Genomic DNA, 19,688 nt, shown 5'->3' on the forward strand with positions numbered 1-19,688 from the left:
TTGCACTGATTTTTCGGGCCTTATCGCGAGCAGGCTCGCTCCCACAATGGATCTGCGCACTCACAAAGTCTGTGCTGTGCGCAATCCCTGTGGGAGCGAGCCTGCTCGCGATGGAGCTCTAGGGGCTTACAACCTCACCTCAACCCACACCGATCAAAAAACCGCTCACGCCCCAGAATCATCAGCGCCGCGCGCTTGTGGGGGAAATCGAATTCCTTTTCACAGTGGAAACACTGGTTGTGCAGATGACCGATCATCCGGGCGTTGTCGGCTCGAGGTTCGGCCACCACCCGCTCGGTGCGCGGGTCGTCGAGAAACAGGTAATGCACCAGCGCCGACAGCCAGCTCGCCACCTTGTGCGGGCCGCGGTGTTGCTCCTCGCCCACCAACATGTGAATGCCGCGATCATAATTGTGCACGTCATAGAACGGCGCGATCCGATCCTCCTTGGCCCAATAGGCTTCGAAGTAGGCGAAAGGCTGGTCGTCGAAACAACCGATCAAGGTCAGCACCCGGGGATCGCGCTGCAGTGTGCTCAGATACTCGCGATGTTGTTCCAGGCTGCCCTCCTCCTGCCAGAAACTCGCCACCCGAGGACTGTTCTGCCAGCGGTTGAAGCGCGTCAGGTCCTGTTCGATTTCCAGGGTGCGCAAGGACACCCAGGCTCCCAGGCGCGCATCGAAGCGCCGATACACCTCGCCTCGCGGCTTCATGGGCCGGCGCGGATGACGCTTGCCATCGGTGATAATCATCTGTTGCGGATAGCTGCCGTTGAACGACTCCCCCAGCCAGGGTTGCGGCAGTTGCCAGAACATCGTGCGCTCACAGATGTATTCGTCGGCACACTCGCCGGGCGTCAGCAGTCCGCTGAGCAAGGCTTCACCGGGGCGCTCGGGCAGATGCCAAGTCAGGCGCCGGCATTCAGGATCGCGGGCGAACAGCCAATAGCAGGCCGCCCAAAGCGCCGGGCCTACGGGCCGATCGTTGATTTCCTGCAAATGCACATGCAGCTCGGTACCACGCTCCAGGCGCAGCCGGATCAGCGGCGCGCCCTCAAGCATCAGGCTCAGGTGGCGTTCGGTTTCATCGGCGCCGAGACGGCGACCGCCGGGTAAAGGCAGCGTCGTCGGGTGCTTGAGATTGGACATGGGCGGGGCTCACGTAGTCGTCGGTAGTTAACGTGTGACGTGAGCCAGGCAGGGAAATTTAGTGCCCCGTTCAATGATCGTGCGCTGGCACCAGCTGTATCTGGTAGGGCTTGAAAATCGCCAGCATCTGCCCGTCGTCCCGCAGCTTTTGCAGCAGTCGCTCGAACGCTTCGCCAGAGATCGGCGCCTGGGGGCGGATCAGCGCGTAATGGTGGTAAATCTGATCGATACGTTCGGATATCAGCAATTGAGGGTCGACGTCAGGATTGCGCAGCACGTAGTCGATGAGGTACGAACGGGTGACCAGCGCAATGTCCGCACGCCCGCGCAAGACCATCAGCAGGTTGCTGTCATGGGAATACGTCAGCGTGGCGTTGTATTGGCCGGTCAGGAACTTGGGGTCGGCGTTGAATTCGGCAAAGGCGTAGTGGTAGCCGCTGAAGAGCGCCAGGCGCTTGCCCCTCAGATCAGAGAAATAGTCTTGCTGACGATCCGGTTGACGCTGGGCAACGAAGATTTCCGCATCTTCCAGGCCCATGTCTACCGCAGTATGAGGCACATCCTTCCAGCCCCAGTCCGGGTTCTCGAAAATGGCCATGTCGACCCGGCCCTGCTTGAAATCATTGAAACGGCGCGGAATCGACGTCGGAACCAGCACGAATTGATAGTCGCTTTGGGCCTTGTTCAAGGCTTCTACCAACTGCGGCAGCAAACCGGTATCCGCGCCAGTTTCGGGGCGTATCGTGTAGGGCGGAAAATGCGCTGCGCCAATCCGGACCAGTTGCGCAGCCGTGGCCGGCAACGCGAACACTGCAATAAACGCAGCCAGCAAGACGCGCGAGGCTATCCCCATCGTTGAAAACGTCAAGACAGCTCACTCCCCAGAAAATTAATCATCAGTGAATCCAACCAGGCATCTCAATGCATCACGCAGGGCACGCAGGGCGACCACTCAGCGGCATTGCTGCCTCTTTTTATTTTTCTTCAAGCACCAGAATCAAGGCCTGCTCGGCCAACTCATCAAGACTCATGCTGCCCTCGGCGCGAAACCAGGTGGTGGTCCAGGACAGGGCGCCGGTCAGGAAACGACGGGTGATGAACACGTCGCCCCGAATATACCCCGCGTCCTTGGCCTGCCCAAGAACCTCAAGCCACAGGGCCTCATAAATATCACGCAAAGCCAGCACCTGTCTTTGACCTTGCTCAGACAACGAACGCCATTCGTAGACCAGGACCGCCATCGCCTCGCCGCTGCCGCCCATGATCGATTGCAACTCGCAGCGAATCAGCGCCAGGACCCGCTCGCGCACACTATCGGCCTCGGCCAGCGCCGCGCGCATCAACGCCGTGTTGTAGCGAATGGTCTCTTCCATCACCGCCCGCAGGATCTCGTCCTTGCTTTTGAAGTGATGAAAGATGCTGCCCGACTGGATGCCCACCGCGCTCGCCAGGTCGCGCACCGTGGTGCGCTCGAACCCTTTGTTGCGAAACAGGTGGGCGGCGGTCTGGAGCAGTTTGCCGCGAGCGCTGTCAGGATCGGTCAGTTGCCCGTTATCGACCAGCTCACGCATCACGTTCAGGGCTTTTTGCTCATCCACCCATTCTCTCCTACAGTCGATCGATCAACGTCGGGCCACGCTTGCGGAACCGGCGAGGTGGCGCGGGCAATTTAAGCTGGCCGGGGCACCCAAGCAAGCGCTTGGATCGAAGAACCGGCGGTCGTTTACAAACCAAGCGCTTGCTTGGTAGTCTCGAGCGACGTCGGCCGGAGGGAGCACCATGCCAAAAACGATACGTATCGGTTGTGCCAGCGCCTTCTGGGGCGACACCTGTACCGCTGCGGCGCAACTGGTCGAAGGCGCCGAACTGGACTACCTGGTGTTCGATTACCTGGCCGAGGTCACGATGTCGATCATGGCCGGGGCGCGCATGAAAGACCCTCGGGGCGGCTATGCCACGGACTTCATCGAAGTGCTCACACCGCTGCTTGCTCGTTTGCATGAACGCAAGATCCGCGTCATCAGCAATGCCGGCGGGGTCAACCCCCAGGCCTGCGCCGCCGCTCTGCAAGCGGCCTGCGACAAGGCCGGCGTGCCCTTGAAGATCGCGGTGCTGCAGGGGGACGACCTGCAACCACAATTCGAACAGCTCGCCAGCCAGGGCATTATCGAGATGTTCAGCGGCGCGCCCCTGCCGGCGGTGTGCGTGTCCACCAACGCTTACCTGGGTGCCCCCGGCATTGTCGAGGCCTTGCGTCTGGGAGCCGACATCGTGATCACCGGCCGAGTGGTGGACAGCGCCGTGGTCAGCGCGGCCCTGGTGCATGAGTTTGGCTGGGCCTGGCACGACTACGACAAACTGGCCCAGGCCGCATTGGCCGGGCACCTCATTGAGTGCGGGGCCCAATGCACGGGCGGTAATTTCACCGACTGGCGGGAAGTACCGGATTACGAGCACATCGGTTTTCCCATCGTTGAAGTCAGCGCCGACGGCCAATTCATCGTCACCAAGGCCGAAGGCAGCGGCGGGCTGGTCACGCCGCTGACGGTCGGGGAACAACTGCTCTATGAAATCGGCGATCCCCAAGGCTATCTCTTGCCGGACGTGATCTGCGACTTCAGTCAGGTCAGGTTGATCCAGCAAGGCAAACACGCGGTGCGCGTCCAAGGCGCCAAGGGCTTGCCGCCCACCGATCAATACAAGGTCTGCGCCACCTGGGCCGACGGTTTTCGCTGCACCGCCCTGTGCCTGATCGCCGGCATCGATGCGGTGGCCAAGGCCGAACGGGTCAGCCAGGCGATCATCGCCAGGACTTCGCAGCTGTTCAGTTCGCGCGGCTGGGCGCCCTACAGCGAGGTGAACATCGAGCTTCTGGGCAGCGAAGCCACTTACGGCCAGCACGGCAGGCGCCAGGACAGCCGTGAAGTGGTGATCAAACTGGCGGTGCGCCACCCCGACAAACAGCCGCTGGTGCTGTTTTCCAGGGAAATCGCCCAGGCCGCCACCGGCATGGTGCCGGGGCTGACCGGCCTGATGGGCGGTCGCCCGACGGTGTATCCGTTGATTCGCCTGTTCTCGTTCCTGATCGACAAATCCGCCTGCCGGCTCCACATCGAACTCGACGGGCAGAGTCATCCTTGCCTGCTGCCCGCCGTCAAAGCGCTGAAAACCCGCGACTTGCCGGTCGCTCCCGACCTGCCCAAACCCCAGGGCCGGGCTGATGCCAGCGTGCCGTTGGTCAAACTGGCGGTGGCGCGCTCCGGCGACAAGGGCAACCACAGCAACATCGGTGTGCTCGCCCGCGCCCCCGAATACTTGCCGTGGATCGCCGAGGCGCTGACGCCCCAAGTGTTGGTTGACTGGATGAGCCACGCGCTCGACCCACTGCTGGGGCGCGTCGAACGCTGGTATCTGCCGGGCACCCACAGCCTGAACTTCGTGCTGGAAAATGCCCTTGGCGGCGGCGGTGTCGCCAGCCTGCGCATCGACCCGCAGGGCAAGGCGTTCGCTCAGCAATTGCTGGAGATCCAGATACCGGTGCCCCAGAGCATCGCCGATCAGGTCAATTAAAGGACGATCGCCATGGCGTTCGGTTCGAGCACAAGGAACACCCATGCCAGTCATCGAATCGCACCTTGACCCACACAGCGCCGACTTCGCCCGCAACCACGCGGCCATGCTGTCTGGCGTCGCACACCTGCGTCAGATCGAACAGGCGGTGCTGGAGAACGCCGCCCTGGCCCAGGCCAAGTTCGAGCAACGCGGCCAACTGCTGCCGCGCGAGCGTTTGAACCTGCTGCTGGACCCCGGCGCGCCGTTCCTGGAACTGGCGAGCCTGGCCGGCTACAAACTCCATGACGACAAGGACGGCAGCCAGGCCGGGGGCGGCTTGATCGCGGGGATCGGCTACGTCTCCGGCGCTCAGGTCTTGGTGGTGGCGAACAACAGCGCGATCAAGGGCGGGACCATCTCCCCCAGCGGCTTGAACAAGACCCTGCGTCTGCAACAGATCGCCATGGAGAACAAACTGCCGATCATCACCCTGGCCGAAAGCGGCGGCGCCAACCTCAATTATGCCGCGCAGATTTTTGTCGAAGGAGCACGCAGCTTCGCCAATCAGGCGCGGATGTCCGCCATGGGCTTGCCGCAGATTACTGTGGTGCATGGTTCGGCCACGGCGGGCGGGGCCTACCAGCCGGGGCTCTCGGATTACGTAGTAGTGGTGCGCGACAAAGCACGGCTGTTTCTGGCCGGCCCCCCGCTGCTCAAGGCCGCCACTGGCGAAGTCGCCACGGAAGAAGAACTGGGCGGTGCGCAAATGCATGCGCAGGTGGCCGGCACCGCTGAATACCTGGCCGAGAATGACGCCGATGGCATACGCCTGGCCCGGGAGATCGTCAGCCTGTTGCCCTGGAACGAGCAACGGCCGACACCGCCTGAACGCACCTGGAAAGAGCCGCTCTACCCGGCCGATGAGTTGCTGGGGTTGATCCCCGACGACCCGAAAAAGCCCTATGACGTGCGGGAAATCGTCGCCCGCATCGCCGATGGTTCGGACTTCCTCGAATTCAAAAGCGAGTTCGATCAACAGACGATTTGTGGCCACCTGCGCATTCGTGGCCATGCCTGTGGCCTGATCGGCAACAACGGCCCGATCACGCCCAAGGGCGCGAGCAAGGCCGCGCAGTTCATCCAGCTGTGCGACCAGAGCCGCACACCGCTGCTGTTCCTGCACAACACCACCGGCTTCATGGTCGGCACCGAGTCGGAACAACAAGGGGTGATCAAGCATGGGGCGAAGATGATCCAGGCCGTGGCCAACGCCCGGGTGCCGAAGCTGACAGTCGTGGTGGGCGGTTCCTACGGCGCCGGCAACTACGCCATGTGCGGCCGAGGGCTGGACCCACGCTTCATCTTCGCCTGGCCCAACAGCCACACGGCGGTGATGGGTGGAGCCCAGGCCGGCAAGGTTTTGCGCATCGTCACGCAGGCGACGCAGATCAAGAATGGCCTCACCCCCGACCCGAAGATGCTGGACCTGCTCGAACACACCACCGCGCAGACACTCGACAGCCAGTCCACTGCGCTATACGGCAGCGCCAACCTGTGGGATGACGGGCTCATCGACCCGCGCGACACCCGCACGTTGCTAGGCTACCTGCTGGACATCTGCCACGCGGCTGAGCTTCGCCCGCTGCAACCCAACAGTTTCGGTGTGGCCCGTTTCTGAACGTGTGAAGGACTTTTGATCGCTGCTCACAGGAGAACAATAAAATGATCTTCACCCAGGAACACGCAGCTCTGCGGCGCACCGTTCGCCAGTTTGTCGACCAGCAGATAAACCCCTATGTCGACGAATGGGAGAAGGCCGGACGGTTTCCCATCCACGAGGTTTTCCGCAAGGCCGGTGAACTGGGGTTGCTGGGTATATCCAAGCCGGAGCAGTTCGGCGGCATGGGCCTGGACTACAGCTATTCGATCGTCGCTGCCGAGGAGTTCGGCACCATTCATTGTGGCGGCGTGCCGATGTCCATCGGCGTGCAGACCGACATGTGCACCCCGGCCCTGGCGCGTTTCGGCTCCGATGAGCTGCGTGAAGCATTCTTGCGCCCGGCCATCAGCGGTGAGCAGGTCGGTTGCATCGGCGTCTCGGAAGTCGGGGCCGGCTCTGATGTCGCCGGGCTCAAGACCACGGCCCGCAAGGATGGCGATGACTACGTCATCAACGGCAGCAAGATGTGGATCACCAATTCACCGAGCGCCGATTTCATGTGCCTGCTGGCCAACACTTCGGACGACAAGCCCCACATCAACAAATCACTGATCATGGTGCCGATGAACAGCCCGGGTATCAGCCTCGGCGGGCACCTGGACAAGCTCGGCATGCGCAGTTCGGAAACCGCCCAGGTGTTCTTTGACGACGTACGGGTGCCGCAACGCAATCGCGTTGGCCAGGAAGGTGCCGGGTTCATGATGCAGATGTTGCAGTTCCAGGAGGAACGCCTGTTCGGCGCGGCGAACATGCTCAAGGGGCTGGAGCACTGCATCGACAGCACCATCGAGTACTGCAAGGAGCGCAAGACCTTCGGCACCGCCCTGATCGACAACCAGGTGATCCACTTTCGCCTGGCGGAACTGGCCAGCGAGATCGAATGCCTGCGGGCGCTGGTCTACCAGGCCACCGAGCAGTACATCAACGGCCAGGATGTGACGCGGCTGGCGTCCATGGCCAAGCTCAAGGCCGGGCGCCTGGCCCGGGAAGTCACCGACAGTTGCCTGCAATACTGGGGCGGCATGGGTTTCATGTGGGACAACCCGGTGGCGCGGGCGTATCGCGACGTGCGACTGGTGTCCATCGGCGCCGGTGCGGACGAGATCATGCTGGGCATCATCTGCAAACTCATGGGCATTTTGCCGGGCAAGAAAAAATGACTGTGTTCACTCTCCATTGTGGGAGCGAGCCTGCTCGCGATGAGGCCCTGACTGCCACCGAAAAACCCAGGAATGACCACCATGCCCGCCTTCAGCAAGATCCTCATCGCCAACCGCGGTGAAATCGCCTGCCGGATCCAGCGTACCGCCCAGGCCCTGGGCTATCGCACCGTGGCGGTGTTCAGCGAGGCCGACGCCGACGCGCTGCATGTGCGCATGGCCGATGAAGCGGTACTCATCGGCGCAGCACCGGTGCCGCAGTCCTACCTCAATCAGCCGGCCATTCTCGATGCGGCCCGGCGTACTGGCGCCGACGCCATCCACCCCGGCTACGGTTTTCTCTCGGAAAACGCCGGGTTCGCCAAGGCCTGCGCAGAGGCCGGTATCGTGTTCATTGGCCCCAGCCCCGACGCCATCGACCTGATGGGCAGCAAACGCCGTTCGAAAGTCGCCATGATCGCCGCCGGCGTACCGTGCATCGCCGGTTACGAAGGCACCGATCAGGACAACGACACCTTGTGCCGTGAAGCCGAACGCATCGGCTATCCGTTGATGATCAAGGCCAGCGCCGGCGGTGGTGGCCGAGGCATGCGCCTGGTTTGGCGGGCTGAAGACCTGCTGGAACAGTTACGCACCGCGCGCTCCGAGGCGTTGCATGGTTTTGGCAACGATGAGTTGATCCTCGAACAGGCCCTGATCAATCCACGGCATGTGGAAATCCAGATTTTCGCTGACCATCACGGCAATCTGCTCCATTTGGGCGAAAGGGATTGCTCGATCCAGCGACGCCACCAGAAAATCATTGAAGAAGCGCCCTGCCCGGTCATGACCGCCGATCTGCGCCAGGCCATGGGTGACGCCGCGCTCAAGGCTGGCCGCGCGGTCAATTATGTGGGTGCCGGGACCGTGGAGTTTTTGCTCGCCCCGGACGGCGGTTTTTACTTTCTGGAGATGAACACGCGCTTGCAGGTCGAACATCCGGTCACCGAGCTGATCACCGGACTGGACCTGGTGGCCTGGCAACTGGATGTGGCCGCCGGCCTGCCACTGCCCCTGCGCCAGGACCAGGTCCAGTTCAGTGGTCACGCCATGGAGGTGCGGTTGTATGCCGAAGACCCGGCTGCGAACTTTCTGCCGCAAACCGGCCATTTACTCAGTTGGGAACCCCCTATCCGCGACGGTGTACGAATCGACCATGGTTTGCTTGAAGGCCAGACCATCAGCCCGTTCTACGACCCGATGCTGGGCAAAGTCATCGCCCACGGCGCTACCCGTGAAGAGGCCCGACGCAAATTGCTGCGAGCCGTGGAGGACTGCGTGCTCCTGGGTATACAGGCCAATCAGCGCTTGCTGGCGGGGTTGCTGGCTCATCCACAATTCATTGATGGAGATTTCGGCACCGGTTTCATCCAGCAACACCTCGCCGATCATCCTGCCTTGCAGGCCCCCGCCCCCTCGGCTGAGCAGCTCGCCATCGCCGCAGCCTTGTTCTATCAGGCCATGCATGCACGTCATGCGCCCGGCCTGGGAGGATGGAGCAACAATAGCGGCGCGGTGCGGCGCTATCGCATTGGCCTGGGCGAGCGCGACTGGACCCTGACCCTGACCGCCGGAACCGGCGGCACGCTGCATATCCGGATAGCCGAGCGTGTGATCGAGTTGAAATTGCTCGAAGCTGATCAGTGCGGCGTAACGCTGATGATCGACGGTATTCGCCAACGCCATGCCTGGCACCTCGATGGTAACGACCTGTGGCTGTTCACTCGCCCAGGCGGCCTGCATTTGCAGGATCGGACCCAGGCCCCCGTCGCCGCCAGGGCCAGCGTCAGCGATGGCTCCCTCAAGGCACCAATGGACGGCGCTATCGTCGAAGTACTGGTCAGCGAAGGGACGGCAGTACGCCAGGGACAGCTACTGATGGTGCTCGAAGCGATGAAAATGGAGCACCCACTCAAGGCAGGTATTGATGGAGTGGTCAGGACCTTACACGTCAAGCCAGGCGATCAGGTGAAAAACCGCCAGTTATTATTGCAGGTTGAAACAGCGCACTAGGCGGATGCGCAGGGTTTGACTACGCTCAAACCCATCAGCACGCCGATACCGGGAACCTTGCGATGCCTCACTGGCTGGTGATTGATCTGGAGGCCACCACCGATGAAGGTGGCTGGCCGGTAACCGAAATGGAAATTATCGAAATCGGCGCCACGCTGGTGAATCGGGATGGCCGCGAGCTGGACCACTTCCAGCGGTTCGTAAAGCCGTTGAGGCGTCCCTTGCTCACACCTTTCTGTCGCGAGCTGACCCATATCACCCAGGCCAATATCGACAGCGCCGCGCCTTTGACCGAGGTCTGGCCGGCGTTCGAACGCTGGCTGGCGCAGTACCACGCGAACCTGGAGAGCTGGGTCAGTTGGGGCGATTACGACCGCAAGCAATTGCTTCAGGAATGGCAGCATCAGCGGTTGCACAGCTTTCTCGGCCAAGTGCCGCACATGAACCTCAAGCAGCGCTTCGCCAAAGCCCGCCGGCTGGAGCGACCACTGGGGCTCAACGGGGCGCTGCAACTGGCCGGCCTGCAATTCTGCGGTCAACAACACCGGGCCCTGGAAGATGCGCGCAATACGGCGCGGTTACTACCCCTGGTACTCCCAGGCTGAACGCGAGCCACGACTGCGGCGCGGCAGATGACGAACGTTGAAGCCTTGTGCATACTGGCCGGCCTTTTCCAGCCCCTTTTTTCGAGGAATCGCCCATGTTTAAAGTCAACGAGTACTTCGACGGCACCGTCAAGTCGATCGCTTTCGGCACAGCCGAAGGCCCTGCGACCATCGGCGTCATGGCTGCGGGCGAATACGAATTCGGCACGGCCCAGCGGGAAATCATGCACGTCGTCTCCGGCGCCCTGACCGTGAAACTGCCCGACAGCACCGACTGGGAAACCTTCGAGGCCGGCAGCCAGTTCAATGTACCGGCCAATAGCAAGTTCCAGCTCAAGGTCGCCGTCGACACCGCCTACCTGTGTGAATACCGCGGCTAAGCCTGTGGCGAGGGGCGGTGCGACGTTTCGCTAAATCCCCTCGCCACAAAAGCCCCGGCGTGGCATCGGATAATGAAAAATGCCCGTGTCCAGTGGACACGGGCATTGTTTTTTCAAAAGCGGTGTTTATTCGAGCACTTCAACCGGCATACCCACTTCAAGCCAACCATTGCTGTCATTGACCAGGTTCTGGCCGAACATCGCACCGTCCGGTGTCGAACGATACTGCTGCAGCGTGGCGAAGGGTTCGCGGTCAGGGTCGCGTTCGCCGGTTTGCGGGTCGACCGTGGTCATGATGCAGCGTGAGCAGGGCTTGACCAGCCGGAACTCCACATCGCCGATACGAATGCGCTTCCAGCCATCCTCGGCAAATGCCTCACTGCCCTCGATAACCAGGTTGGGACGAAAGCGCAGCATCTCCAAAGGGCGGCCGACCCGATCGGACACGTCCTGCAAAGAGGCCTGGCCGATCAGCAGCAAGGGGAAACCGTCCGCGAACGCCACCTTGTCGTCATCCTTGCCGTAACCGGCGGCGGTGGTGCGCGCCAGTTCCACCGGAACGTGAACCAGCCGGGTGGGCTTGCCGATGAACTCGCTGACCCAGGCCGCCGCCTCGTCACCGGCATCCGGTACGCGCAAGGTGTCGCGCCAGATGATCACTCCGCGCCGTTGCTCTTCGTCAACAGGTGGCAGGGGCACATCCAGGGTGGCAAAACCTGGCGCACTGAGCGTCAGACCGCCGGCCTCATTCCACAATGCCGAGAGCTGGCTCATCTGGGTCACCGCCCGCTGGGTCAGGAAGCGCCCGGTGCCCTCGTCCACCAGCATCCAGCGCCGGTCACCGTCCAGGCCCAGCTTGTCCAGGCCTATGCCTTGCAGGAGCTGGCCCTTGCCGGACTTCAACGGATAACGATACAGCGCGCTCAGCCGCAACATGGTCGACTTCCCCGGTGACGAAAAAACGCCACCTTATACGAGCCGGCCATTGAAGCAAACCATGATCAGCCTCAGTCGAGCATCAGTCGCTGGCGCACCACATCAACCAGCTTGTCCGGCTGGAATTTGGAGAGGAAGTTGTCGCAGCCGACCTTCTTGACCATCGAATCGTTGAAGCTACCGGACAGCGAGGTGTGCAGCACCACGTAGAGCCCGCGCAAACGTGGGTCGTTGCGGATCTCGGTAGTCAGGCGATAGCCGTCCATTTCCGGCATTTCCGCGTCGGTGAAAATCATCAGTAATTTGTCGGTCATCACTTCGCCAGTATCGGCCCAGGCCTTGAGCATGTTCAGGGCTTTCAAACCGTCGCTGGCAACGTGCATCTTCACACCCAACTGACCCAGCGTATCGCGCAGTTGAGAGAGCGCGACATTGGAGTCGTCCACCAGCAGCACTTCGCGTCCACGGGCGCGCTCCAGTACCGGATCTTCGAGCTTGTCCCGGGAAACCTTGGCGTTATAAGGCACGATTTCGGCCAGGACCTTTTCCACGTCGATGATTTCCACCAACTGATCGTCAACCTTGCTGATCGCCGTCAGGTAGTGCTCACGCCCAGCGCTGGTCGGGGGCGGCAAGATGGCTTCCCAGTTCATATTGACGATGCGGTCCACGCCGCCCACCAGGAACGCCTGAACCGAACGGTTGTATTCAGTGACGATAATGGTGCTGTTAGCTCCCGGCACCAGCGGACGCATACCGATGGCCTGGGACAGGTCGATCACCGGCAATGTCTGGCCCCTCAGATTGACTACACCGCACACAAACGGATGGCGCTGCGGCATCAACGTCAGCTTCGGCAACTGCAGTACTTCCTGGACCTTGAACACGTTAATGGCGAACAACTGCCGCCCTGCCAGGCGAAACATGAGAATTTCCAGGCGATTCTCACCCACCAGTTGGGTTCGTTGATCTACTGTGTCGAGAATGCCGGCCATCTATGACTCCTAGGCTTGTTCGGATGAATCCATGAAGGAGATATCGGCCGTGCAGACGGGATCTTGACCCCTGTATAAAATCTCGCGCAGGGCATTGATGTCACATTAGCATCATGCTTTACTTGCTTCACGGATTTCATCCCCCAGCTCTGCCGCTGCGCGACCTCAGTTTGCGCACAAAGTTCCCCCGCCTAGGGGTTTCCCCTAGGGACAATCAGGTCCAACCTGATATTCCCGCTATCCAATAGCCATTAATGTGACGCCATTCTCATTGCTGAACGGAGTCAGGCCTTTGTGCGCGACCGCAGGACACCGGACTTCCAGCCATTTGGCCGATCCCGCCAGTGCAATCGTTTGCGCGCATGCCTTTGTCTACGGGCGAAAGAGTGCCTGCGGGTCTTCGTCAGTTGCCGGCCGAGAAGTCCAGCCGTTCGCCACACGCGATTTTCTTGCGTCTGACATGATGTTGTGGAGATAAGCATGCCGAACGATCGTAAAAACTGGAATCAGCGCCTTCCCGAATTTCTGATCGAGGCCGAAACGCTTTTGGCCAAGTCAGAGGAATGCCTGACCCATCTGCAGCTGATCAACGACGACAGGGACGCCATTGATTGCATGCTCAGCACCTTGCTGAAGCTGGCAAACAAGGCCGACGCCCTGGCGCTGGAAGCCATTTCAGAATTTTCGCTGCATATCCATGGCTTGCTCAGCAATGCGCAGAGTCACGTTGAATTGCATGAGCAGGCGCTGGGCGCGCTGAAGGATTGCTTCACCCTGATGGCCTGGCAACTGGAACTGGTCGATCACACCACCGGCCAGCTCAGCCTGGACAGCAGCGAACAGACCTCGTTGATCGAAGCCTTTGCCTTCCAGGTAGGCCAGAGTCCTGGCCAGACATTGCCTGCTTCGCGCCCCCTGGGTTTGGTGCCCTACTCACAAAAGCAGGCCTGAGGCCGATGAGTGCGGTTCGACCCGATGCGGCTGACACTTGGCACTTTCACGCCACCATGCTGAACGCGACCAACGAAATATGAAGTGGTACTATCTCCCGCGTCAGAGGCTTCAAGATAGTGGCATTAAGCCGCCAACTGAGGCCATCTTCGACCTGAAACGTTTATCCGTCCCGGCCTGTCAGATACGCTGACCAGCCTGCCCGCAGCGAACATTCATTGGCTCCATCCGTCATGTACGCCAGCCTCAAGTCAATCATCACCTGGCCACCCTCCCGAGAAAATGCCCGCCGTTTCACGCTGTTGTTGTGCATCTGCTCGACCCTTGGCAGCCTGCTGGCCTATCTGTTCGCCTCGACCGTCCCGTTGAGTTTGCTGGCGCTCAATAGCGCAGCCATGACCTGTGTCTGGATCCAGCATCGCCTGTCACACAAATCCATCAAGTTCCAGCCCCAGGAATTGGCCGATCGGTTGCTTGAGGTCCAGGAAAACGAGCGTCACAGGCTCAGCCGTGAATTGCACGACGATATCGGCCAGTTGCTGACCGCAGCCAAACTGCAAAGCGAATGGCTCAAGCGCCGTATTCCGGAAGAACTGCACGGCCAGTGCACGATCCTCTGCGAGACGCTGGACGAAACGCTCAATAAGGTTCGCGACGTATCAGCCATTCTCAACCCAAGACAACTGACCAGCCTGGGACTTGAAGCCAGCCTGCGCGCGCACCTGCTCAAGACGCTGGCTAATACGCCGCTGAAATGGAGCCTGGACTGCCAACAACGCATGACCGGCATCCCTGAGGAAATGACGGTCGCCGCGTTTCGAATCACCCAGGAAGCCGTGACCAATATTTTGCGCCATGCCCAGGCGAAAAACCTGCTGGTGCGCCTGCAACGCTTGCCCGAAGGCCTGACCCTGTTGATCAGTGACGATGGCAAGGGATTCGTCCCGGCCTCCCACCCCGCTCACGAAGGACAACGCGGCATGGCCGGCATGTCGGAGCGGGTTGAACAACTGGGCGGCACCTTGAAGGTCATCAGCGAGGCCGGCAAAGGTACCCATATTGAGGCAAGCTTTCCCTGGACACCTCGCGCCCTGGAACGGGCCAGCAAGAATAAGGTTCTCCATTGATTTGTAATTTGCTTCTGATAGATGACCACTCGCTGATCAGGGCCGGTGTGCGCGCCCTGGTCATGGATCTGCCCGGATATGCCGTGATCGGCGAAGCCAGTGACGGGACGCAATTGCTGGAACTGGTTGAACGGCTGGTTCCAGATATCGTCTTGCTGGATATCTCCATGAAAGACACCTGCGGCCTGGACGCGCTGCAACAGCTCAAGCGCGTGCGTCCCCAGAGCAAAGTGCTGATTCTGTCGATGCACACCGATCCGGCGTTAATCATGCAGGCGCTGGAATCCGGAGCCCATGGCTATCTGCTCAAGGACACCACCGCCACCGAGCTGGAACACGCGCTGGAAGCGCTGCGCAACAACGAACGCTACCTGAGCCCTGCCATTGCCCACACCGTGATCAACCAGGCACTGACCCGTACCCAGAAACCGCAACCCGATCCTGGCCAGGCTCATAATCTGACCGCCCGCCAGTTGGAGATCCTGCGGCTGATCGTGCGTGGCAAGTCCACCCGGGAAATCGCCAACGGCCTGAGCTTGAGCATCAAGACCATAGAAACCCACCGGGCGCAAATCATGAAACGCCTGCAGATCCATGATGTGGCCGGACTGGTGCTGTTCGCCGTGCGCGAGCAGATCATCAGCCTGGACGATTAAGCGCCACCGAGGTACTCAGCAAAGGCGAATCGGCGGGCAGGTGAACACGCAGCGCTTTGGCCTGCACAGTGAAACGCAAACTGTCGACCTGCAACGGTTCGCCATCAAGATTGATATCCAGGCCTTGAGCGACCTTGATTTCCACCCATGGCAGGCGTGCGCGCACGAACATGTTGTCGATCCCCAGGCCACCGGCCAGCAAATCCTTCAGGGTACTGACCACCTCCTGAGGCGCCGGCAGGACACTGATGTCCAGCAATCCATCATCGACCAGCGCCTCAGGGCACAGTACATGCCCCCCTCCGGCCTGCCGGCCATTGCCGATGCCCAGCGCCAGCAAATCGCCCTGCCAGTGGAAATCCGGGCCCTGCAGCTCACCGTAGGCCGCACTCAGTTCACTGAAACGTGATAAACCGGTGAACAAATAGGCGGCGCCACCCAAGACCTTTTTCAAGTCCTCGGAGGTGTTCGCCGTCACTTGGCTGCCAAAACCGCCCGTGGCCATATTCAGGAAGATCTGACCGCCCACTTCGCCCAAATCGATAGCCTGGGGCGTCACATCCAGCAGATCCAGGGCCTGCTCCGGCTCCAGCGGGATACCGGCGGCACGGGCAAAGTCATTGGCCGTACCCAGCGGCAGCAATACCAGGCTGACCTCACTCGATTTACGCACGATCGCCTCGGCGATATCACGCAAGGTCCCGTCCCCACCGCCGGCGATCAGCGTCGTGTAACCGGCATCCAGCGCCTCATCGACACAGCGTCGGGCATCGCCGGCCTCCCACGTCACTCGGACCGCAAGGTCCCAGCCCTGCTTGCGCTTGAGCATCACTGCGGCGCGAACCTCATCGTTGAGCGCTTGCTTGCCATGCAAAATCAACAGCGCCTTGCCTTTGCTCATTGTTATCTCCGTCATGGGAAGGTTCAGAGAATGGGACCACTCACACGGCCGAAAAAGCCCGGACCGATTCAAATTAAATAAAAGACTGCGCCGCGCGCCCATGGGGAAAACCGGCGGACAGCCCCCGCCGCCCACTTCTCGACTCGAAGAATTTTCTTACAAGAACTGGCGAATCAGCTCAATTGACCCGTCAACGGTATTGAGACACTTTGGTGCTCTGTTGTGCTGGATCGTTTAAATGCTCATTACACAAGGATGTCTTAACCCATGGATGGATACATCACGGCCCGCAGGGGCCGGAACAGTGGTTCGAACAGTTATGGCCAAGGGGATGAAGCGCCCCATGCATAACCATAAATACAAGCTGTCGCCCCGGCAGCTCGCATCATTTGGAAGCGAACAGGCCAACGTTCAAAACGAATGCAAAAGTTGCAGTAATCCCGCAGGAGGAATTGATTTGGAACCGCGCGTCGTTGAACTGGAAACCCACCTTAAATACATCCGTAAAGACATGGATGAAATCCGAACCGATGTGAAAGTCATCCGCCACAGGCTCGCCTATTCGGCAGGCGCAGCAGCGGTGGTCTTTGGCCTGCTGGGCTGGATTGCGAACAGTCGATTCGATCAACTGGTCATGCTGCTCTCGCGATAAAATCGATGGGCATGAAAAGCCCGAGCACTCGACTCGGGCCGGATACCCCAGTGCCGCAGCGCTAGCCCAGGACCTCGCTCAAGGGAATAAAACCCACTTCGTCGCCTTCGACCAGGGTTCGCCCCTCAAGCACCTCAACCAGTCCTTCAGCCCAGGCCGCGCTGCGCAGCACACCGGAGCTTTGATTGCGGTAGATGATCGCCCGACCGTTCTCGAGGCGACCTCGCAAGTATTCTCGTCGACCGCCTGCCTTAGGCCAGTCGAAGCCGGCTGGTACCTTGAACTTGAGCGGCGTTACCGCCTGAACACCCTGGCGGCGTAACAAGTAAGGCCGGGCTAACAATGCGAACGTCACCAAGGTCGAGGCAGGGTTTCCGGGCAGGCCGATCACAGGCACACCACGAAAATGCCCGAACGTCAGCGGTTTCCCAGGCTTGATGGCAAGCTTCCAGAGCGCGAGTTCCCCCTCTTCGCGCAAGGCGGTCCCCAGGAAGTCAGCCTCCCCCACCGATACGCCGCCAGTGGACAGGATCAGATCGACATCCGACAACTGCCCCAGACGCTGGCGGGTGGCGGGCAAGTCGTCGGGCAGAATACCTGCGTCGACCACCTCACAACCCAGCTGCTGCAACCAGCCACAGAGCAGTACGCGATTGCTGTTATAGATCTGACCAGGGCCCAGCGCCTGACCTGGCTCTACCAGTTCGTCACCGGTGGAGAGCACTGCAACACGCACCTTGCGCACCACCTCCAGCGACGCGCAGCCAAGAGACGCCGCCAGCCCCAGTTCAATCGGCCCCAGGCGAGTACCGCAGGAAAGAACCGTTTCTCCGACAGTTGTCTCCTGCCCCTGCGGGCGGATGTTTTGCCCGCTCACCATGGGCTCGGTAAAGCGTACGCGCAGGTCATCTTCAACCACGGCGTTTTCCTGCATCTCGACGCAGTCAGCGCCGGCAGGGACAGGCGCTCCGGTGAAGATCCGTGCACAGGTTCCTGCAGCCAGCGGCTCCGGGGCCTGGCCGGCGAAAATTCGCTGACTGACCACCAGCGGCTCACCTGTGCAGTCAGCCAGCCGCAACGCGTAGCCGTCCATGGCGCTGTTGGGCCATGGCGGCAAATCAAGGGTCGATACCAGATCTTCTGCAAGCACCCGGCCTTGCGCCGCGGCCAAAGGCAAACGTTCACGCTGGACAATCGACGTAGCCGCCGCCATCTCGAGCAAACGCTCCAACGCCACCTCCACGGCCATCAAGGCACCGGCCTTGCCCGGTTTACCCACGGGATTCACAGGGCGCTGCCTGTTTCAGATGGGCCACGAAGTTACACGGACGATGCCGCGCATCCAGTTGCTCGGCCAGTATCCCGTCCCAGCCAGTACGCACCGCGTTGGTTGAGCCAGGCAGGCAACAAACCAGCGTGCCATTGGCCAGACCTGCCAGCGCCCGAGACTGGACGGTGGAAGTGCCGATGTCCGCCACCGATATTTGGCGAAACAGTTCACCGAAGCCGTCGACCTGTTTGTCCAGCAGGCACGCGACGGCTTCCGGAGTGCTGTCGCGCCCCGTGAAACCGGTGCCGCCAGTAATCAGCACCACTTGCACCACGTCCTCGGCGATCCAGTTCGCGACTTGCGCGCGGATCTTGTACAAATCATCTTTGAGCAGAACCCGCGCCGCCAGGTTGTGACCGGCCGCCGTGAGCCGATCGACAAAAACCTGCCCCGACGTATCGGTTTCAAGGGTGCGGGTATCACTGACTGTCAGCACCGCGATATTGAGCGGCACGAAAGGTACATCAGCCTTGGCTTTCATAGGCTCGTCCAGTTGTAGAGGAAACAGCCCGGTGTTATATCACAGCGCTTCATTTTTTCGCCCGTGCGGAGACACACCATGACCTCGAATACTTCCCCGCCATCATGCTCCATCCTGCTGCTGGCGGGGGGGCGCGGACAACGCATGGGCGGGCAGGACAAGGGCCTGTTGCAGTGGCAGGGCGAACCGTTGATCGCCCATCTGCATCGACAGACGCGCGCACTGAGCGACGACCTGATTATCTCCTGCAACCGCAATCCGGAACGCTATGCGCTGTATGCCGATCAATTGGTGCATGACGATGAAGGGGGCTTCCCCGGTCCGTTGGCAGGCATCCGGGCGGGCCTCAAGGTGGCACGATACCCTTCTCTGCTGGTGCTGCCGTGTGATGTACCGCAGATCGACTCCAGCCTGCTCGACAGCATGCTCAGCGAGGCGAGCCAGCATCCCGACAAGCCGCTGATGGTACGTCATGGTGAACATTGGGAACCGTTGCTGTGCGTCATTCCTGTGGCGCTGGCCCCGGCTTTCGAACAGGCCTGGAGCGAAGGCGAACGCAGCCCGGGCCGCATCATGCGGGCGTTGCATGCGACTGCACTGCAATGCCCTGCCAACGATATTCGCCTGGCAAATCTGAACACGCCTGAACTGCTCAGCGGCCACAAAGGTGTGTCAGATTGACACTAGCCAGGAACTTGCGCGCGCTGTATACGTCTGAAGGTCAGTAACTTGAAGAATCCTATTTCGGAGAAACACCATGACTCAACGGACCCTCGCCACTTTCATGCTCGCACTGGGCCTCGCCACTCTCGCCGGGTGCGCATCGCCAACAGTGATTACCTTGAATGACGGTCGCGAAATCCAGGCCGTCGACACCCCCGAGTACGACGAAGACACCGGCTTCTACGAATTCGAGCAACTGGACGGTAAAGAGACTCGCGTGAACAAGGATCAGGTTCGTACCGTTAAAGACCTGTAACCTTCAACGCCACAGCCAGCTACAGAAAAGCCCGCGATACTTGCGGGCTTTTTGATGCCTGTT

At 60.7% G+C, this 19,688-nt stretch carries 20 protein-coding genes; 12 read left to right on the forward strand and 8 right to left on the reverse strand.

Annotated elements, in window-relative coordinates; all coding sequences use genetic code 11:
- Positions 1-134: 134 nt before the first annotated feature.
- From PSEUDOMOFG3G_RS17805 to PSEUDOMOFG3G_RS17815, 3 genes are all read right to left on the reverse strand, one after another.
- Complete coding sequence (locus tag PSEUDOMOFG3G_RS17805) at positions 135-1,148, reverse strand: GNAT family N-acetyltransferase (protein ID WP_139050752.1); 1,014 nt, start codon at positions 1,146-1,148, stop codon at positions 135-137.
- Positions 1,149-1,218: 70 nt separating this feature from the next.
- Positions 1,219-2,001, reverse strand: coding sequence for an ABC transporter substrate-binding protein (locus tag PSEUDOMOFG3G_RS17810; protein ID WP_171061399.1), 783 nt, complete (start codon positions 1,999-2,001; stop codon positions 1,219-1,221).
- Positions 2,002-2,122: 121 nt separating this feature from the next.
- Positions 2,123-2,746: a TetR/AcrR family transcriptional regulator gene (locus PSEUDOMOFG3G_RS17815; RefSeq protein WP_139050753.1), complete on the reverse strand. Its 624-nt coding sequence runs from the start codon at positions 2,744-2,746 to the stop codon at positions 2,123-2,125.
- A 181-nt stretch (positions 2,747-2,927) separates the two neighbouring features.
- On the opposite strand from PSEUDOMOFG3G_RS17815, the gene PSEUDOMOFG3G_RS17820 reads away from it, so the two are divergent.
- The 6 genes from PSEUDOMOFG3G_RS17820 to PSEUDOMOFG3G_RS17845 all read left to right on the forward strand — a co-directional run bounded on the left by PSEUDOMOFG3G_RS17820 (position 2,928) and on the right by PSEUDOMOFG3G_RS17845 (position 10,617).
- Positions 2,928-4,718 (forward strand): acyclic terpene utilization AtuA family protein, encoded by a 1,791-nt coding sequence (locus PSEUDOMOFG3G_RS17820; RefSeq protein WP_139050754.1) that lies wholly within the window; start codon positions 2,928-2,930, stop codon positions 4,716-4,718.
- A gap of 43 nt (positions 4,719-4,761) precedes the next feature.
- Positions 4,762-6,378, forward strand: coding sequence for a geranyl-CoA carboxylase subunit beta (atuC, locus tag PSEUDOMOFG3G_RS17825; protein WP_139050755.1), 1,617 nt, complete (start codon positions 4,762-4,764; stop codon positions 6,376-6,378).
- Positions 6,379-6,422: 44 nt separating this feature from the next.
- Complete coding sequence (atuD, locus tag PSEUDOMOFG3G_RS17830; protein WP_107322182.1) at positions 6,423-7,580, forward strand: citronellyl-CoA dehydrogenase; 1,158 nt, start codon at positions 6,423-6,425, stop codon at positions 7,578-7,580.
- A gap of 81 nt (positions 7,581-7,661) precedes the next feature.
- A complete protein-coding gene (locus PSEUDOMOFG3G_RS17835) occupies positions 7,662-9,632 on the forward strand; it encodes an acetyl/propionyl/methylcrotonyl-CoA carboxylase subunit alpha (RefSeq protein WP_139050756.1) in 1,971 nt (656 codons plus the stop codon).
- Positions 9,633-9,694: 62 nt separating this feature from the next.
- A complete protein-coding gene (locus PSEUDOMOFG3G_RS17840) occupies positions 9,695-10,237 on the forward strand; it encodes an exonuclease domain-containing protein (protein ID WP_047226403.1) in 543 nt (180 codons plus the stop codon).
- Positions 10,238-10,332: 95 nt separating this feature from the next.
- Positions 10,333-10,617, forward strand: a complete 285-nt coding sequence (locus PSEUDOMOFG3G_RS17845; protein ID WP_047226402.1) for a pyrimidine/purine nucleoside phosphorylase — start codon at positions 10,333-10,335, stop codon at positions 10,615-10,617.
- Positions 10,618-10,743: 126 nt separating this feature from the next.
- On the opposite strand, the gene PSEUDOMOFG3G_RS17850 is transcribed toward PSEUDOMOFG3G_RS17845, so the two are convergent.
- Positions 10,744-11,553, reverse strand: coding sequence for an MOSC domain-containing protein (locus PSEUDOMOFG3G_RS17850; protein ID WP_076385687.1), 810 nt, complete (start codon positions 11,551-11,553; stop codon positions 10,744-10,746).
- Between the two features lie 71 nt (positions 11,554-11,624).
- Complete coding sequence (locus PSEUDOMOFG3G_RS17855) at positions 11,625-12,548, reverse strand: chemotaxis protein CheV (protein ID WP_076385689.1); 924 nt, start codon at positions 12,546-12,548, stop codon at positions 11,625-11,627.
- A gap of 480 nt (positions 12,549-13,028) precedes the next feature.
- Between PSEUDOMOFG3G_RS17855 and PSEUDOMOFG3G_RS17860 the strand changes: the two genes are divergently transcribed.
- From PSEUDOMOFG3G_RS17860 to PSEUDOMOFG3G_RS17870, 3 genes are all read left to right on the forward strand, one after another.
- The gene (locus tag PSEUDOMOFG3G_RS17860) at positions 13,029-13,499 is read left to right on the forward strand and encodes a hypothetical protein (RefSeq protein ID WP_047226399.1); all 471 of its coding nucleotides are present in this window, start codon (positions 13,029-13,031) and stop codon (positions 13,497-13,499) included.
- Positions 13,500-13,732: 233 nt separating this feature from the next.
- Positions 13,733-14,626, forward strand: a complete 894-nt coding sequence (locus tag PSEUDOMOFG3G_RS17865) for a sensor histidine kinase (protein WP_139050847.1) — start codon at positions 13,733-13,735, stop codon at positions 14,624-14,626.
- Positions 14,623-15,282: a response regulator transcription factor gene (locus PSEUDOMOFG3G_RS17870; RefSeq protein WP_047226397.1), complete on the forward strand. Its 660-nt coding sequence runs from the start codon at positions 14,623-14,625 to the stop codon at positions 15,280-15,282. Before PSEUDOMOFG3G_RS17865 ends, PSEUDOMOFG3G_RS17870 begins: the two co-directional genes overlap by 4 nt.
- Here the strand turns inward: PSEUDOMOFG3G_RS17870 and yegS are convergent.
- Entirely contained in the window at positions 15,266-16,183 is a 918-nt protein-coding gene (gene yegS, locus PSEUDOMOFG3G_RS17875) for a lipid kinase YegS (protein WP_047226396.1), read from the reverse strand. The genes PSEUDOMOFG3G_RS17870 and yegS overlap by 17 nt on opposite strands.
- Positions 16,184-16,526: 343 nt before the next feature.
- On the opposite strand from yegS, the gene PSEUDOMOFG3G_RS28130 reads away from it, so the two are divergent.
- A complete protein-coding gene (locus PSEUDOMOFG3G_RS28130; protein ID WP_223194406.1) occupies positions 16,527-16,835 on the forward strand; it encodes a hypothetical protein in 309 nt (102 codons plus the stop codon).
- A gap of 61 nt (positions 16,836-16,896) precedes the next feature.
- On the opposite strand, the gene glp is transcribed toward PSEUDOMOFG3G_RS28130, so the two are convergent.
- Both glp and moaB read right to left on the reverse strand, forming a co-directional pair.
- On the reverse strand, positions 16,897-18,084 hold the full coding sequence (gene glp / locus PSEUDOMOFG3G_RS17885; RefSeq protein WP_171061401.1) for a gephyrin-like molybdotransferase Glp: 1,188 nt from the start codon (positions 18,082-18,084) through the stop codon (positions 16,897-16,899).
- Positions 18,085-18,106: 22 nt separating this feature from the next.
- Positions 18,107-18,646 carry a molybdenum cofactor biosynthesis protein B gene (gene moaB / locus PSEUDOMOFG3G_RS17890; protein WP_047226393.1) on the reverse strand — a complete coding sequence of 180 codons (540 nt, stop codon included), beginning with the start codon at positions 18,644-18,646 and terminating at the stop codon, positions 18,107-18,109.
- A gap of 78 nt (positions 18,647-18,724) precedes the next feature.
- Between moaB and mobA the strand changes: the two genes are divergently transcribed.
- Positions 18,725-19,327 carry a molybdenum cofactor guanylyltransferase MobA gene (gene mobA / locus PSEUDOMOFG3G_RS17895; RefSeq protein ID WP_047226392.1) on the forward strand — a complete coding sequence of 201 codons (603 nt, stop codon included), beginning with the start codon at positions 18,725-18,727 and terminating at the stop codon, positions 19,325-19,327.
- A 76-nt stretch (positions 19,328-19,403) separates the two neighbouring features.
- Complete coding sequence (locus PSEUDOMOFG3G_RS17900; protein WP_047226391.1) at positions 19,404-19,625, forward strand: YgdI/YgdR family lipoprotein; 222 nt, start codon at positions 19,404-19,406, stop codon at positions 19,623-19,625.
- The last annotated feature ends 63 nt before the right edge of the window (positions 19,626-19,688 follow it).

Source organism: Pseudomonas sp. FG-3G (assembly GCF_901007645.1).
Lineage (GTDB): Bacteria > Pseudomonadota > Gammaproteobacteria > Pseudomonadales > Pseudomonadaceae > Aquipseudomonas > Aquipseudomonas rhizophila.

Excerpts from the sequence above, each read along its gene's own strand:
- PSEUDOMOFG3G_RS17805 (WP_139050752.1), bottom strand. The coding sequence starts at position 1,148 with ATGTCCAATCTCAAGCACCCGACGACGCTGCCTTTACCCGGCGGTCGC.
- PSEUDOMOFG3G_RS17810 (WP_171061399.1), bottom strand. The coding sequence starts at position 2,001 with ATGGGGATAGCCTCGCGCGTCTTGCTGGCTGCGTTTATTGCAGTGTTC.
- PSEUDOMOFG3G_RS17820 (WP_139050754.1), top strand. The coding sequence starts at position 2,928 with ATGCCAAAAACGATACGTATCGGTTGTGCCAGCGCCTTCTGGGGCGAC.
- atuC (WP_139050755.1), top strand. The coding sequence starts at position 4,762 with ATGCCAGTCATCGAATCGCACCTTGACCCACACAGCGCCGACTTCGCC.
- atuD (WP_107322182.1), top strand. The coding sequence starts at position 6,423 with ATGATCTTCACCCAGGAACACGCAGCTCTGCGGCGCACCGTTCGCCAG.
- PSEUDOMOFG3G_RS17835 (WP_139050756.1), top strand. The coding sequence starts at position 7,662 with ATGCCCGCCTTCAGCAAGATCCTCATCGCCAACCGCGGTGAAATCGCC.
- PSEUDOMOFG3G_RS17840 (WP_047226403.1), top strand. The coding sequence starts at position 9,695 with ATGCCTCACTGGCTGGTGATTGATCTGGAGGCCACCACCGATGAAGGT.
- PSEUDOMOFG3G_RS17845 (WP_047226402.1), top strand. The coding sequence starts at position 10,333 with ATGTTTAAAGTCAACGAGTACTTCGACGGCACCGTCAAGTCGATCGCT.
- PSEUDOMOFG3G_RS17850 (WP_076385687.1), bottom strand. The coding sequence starts at position 11,553 with ATGTTGCGGCTGAGCGCGCTGTATCGTTATCCGTTGAAGTCCGGCAAG.
- PSEUDOMOFG3G_RS17855 (WP_076385689.1), bottom strand. The coding sequence starts at position 12,548 with ATGGCCGGCATTCTCGACACAGTAGATCAACGAACCCAACTGGTGGGT.
- PSEUDOMOFG3G_RS17860 (WP_047226399.1), top strand. The coding sequence starts at position 13,029 with ATGCCGAACGATCGTAAAAACTGGAATCAGCGCCTTCCCGAATTTCTG.
- PSEUDOMOFG3G_RS17865 (WP_139050847.1), top strand. The coding sequence starts at position 13,733 with ATGTACGCCAGCCTCAAGTCAATCATCACCTGGCCACCCTCCCGAGAA.
- yegS (WP_047226396.1), bottom strand. The coding sequence starts at position 16,183 with ATGAGCAAAGGCAAGGCGCTGTTGATTTTGCATGGCAAGCAAGCGCTC.
- PSEUDOMOFG3G_RS28130 (WP_223194406.1), top strand. The coding sequence starts at position 16,527 with ATGCATAACCATAAATACAAGCTGTCGCCCCGGCAGCTCGCATCATTT.
- glp (WP_171061401.1), bottom strand. The coding sequence starts at position 18,084 with ATGGCCGTGGAGGTGGCGTTGGAGCGTTTGCTCGAGATGGCGGCGGCT.
- moaB (WP_047226393.1), bottom strand. The coding sequence starts at position 18,646 with ATGAAAGCCAAGGCTGATGTACCTTTCGTGCCGCTCAATATCGCGGTG.
- mobA (WP_047226392.1), top strand. The coding sequence starts at position 18,725 with ATGACCTCGAATACTTCCCCGCCATCATGCTCCATCCTGCTGCTGGCG.
- PSEUDOMOFG3G_RS17900 (WP_047226391.1), top strand. The coding sequence starts at position 19,404 with ATGACTCAACGGACCCTCGCCACTTTCATGCTCGCACTGGGCCTCGCC.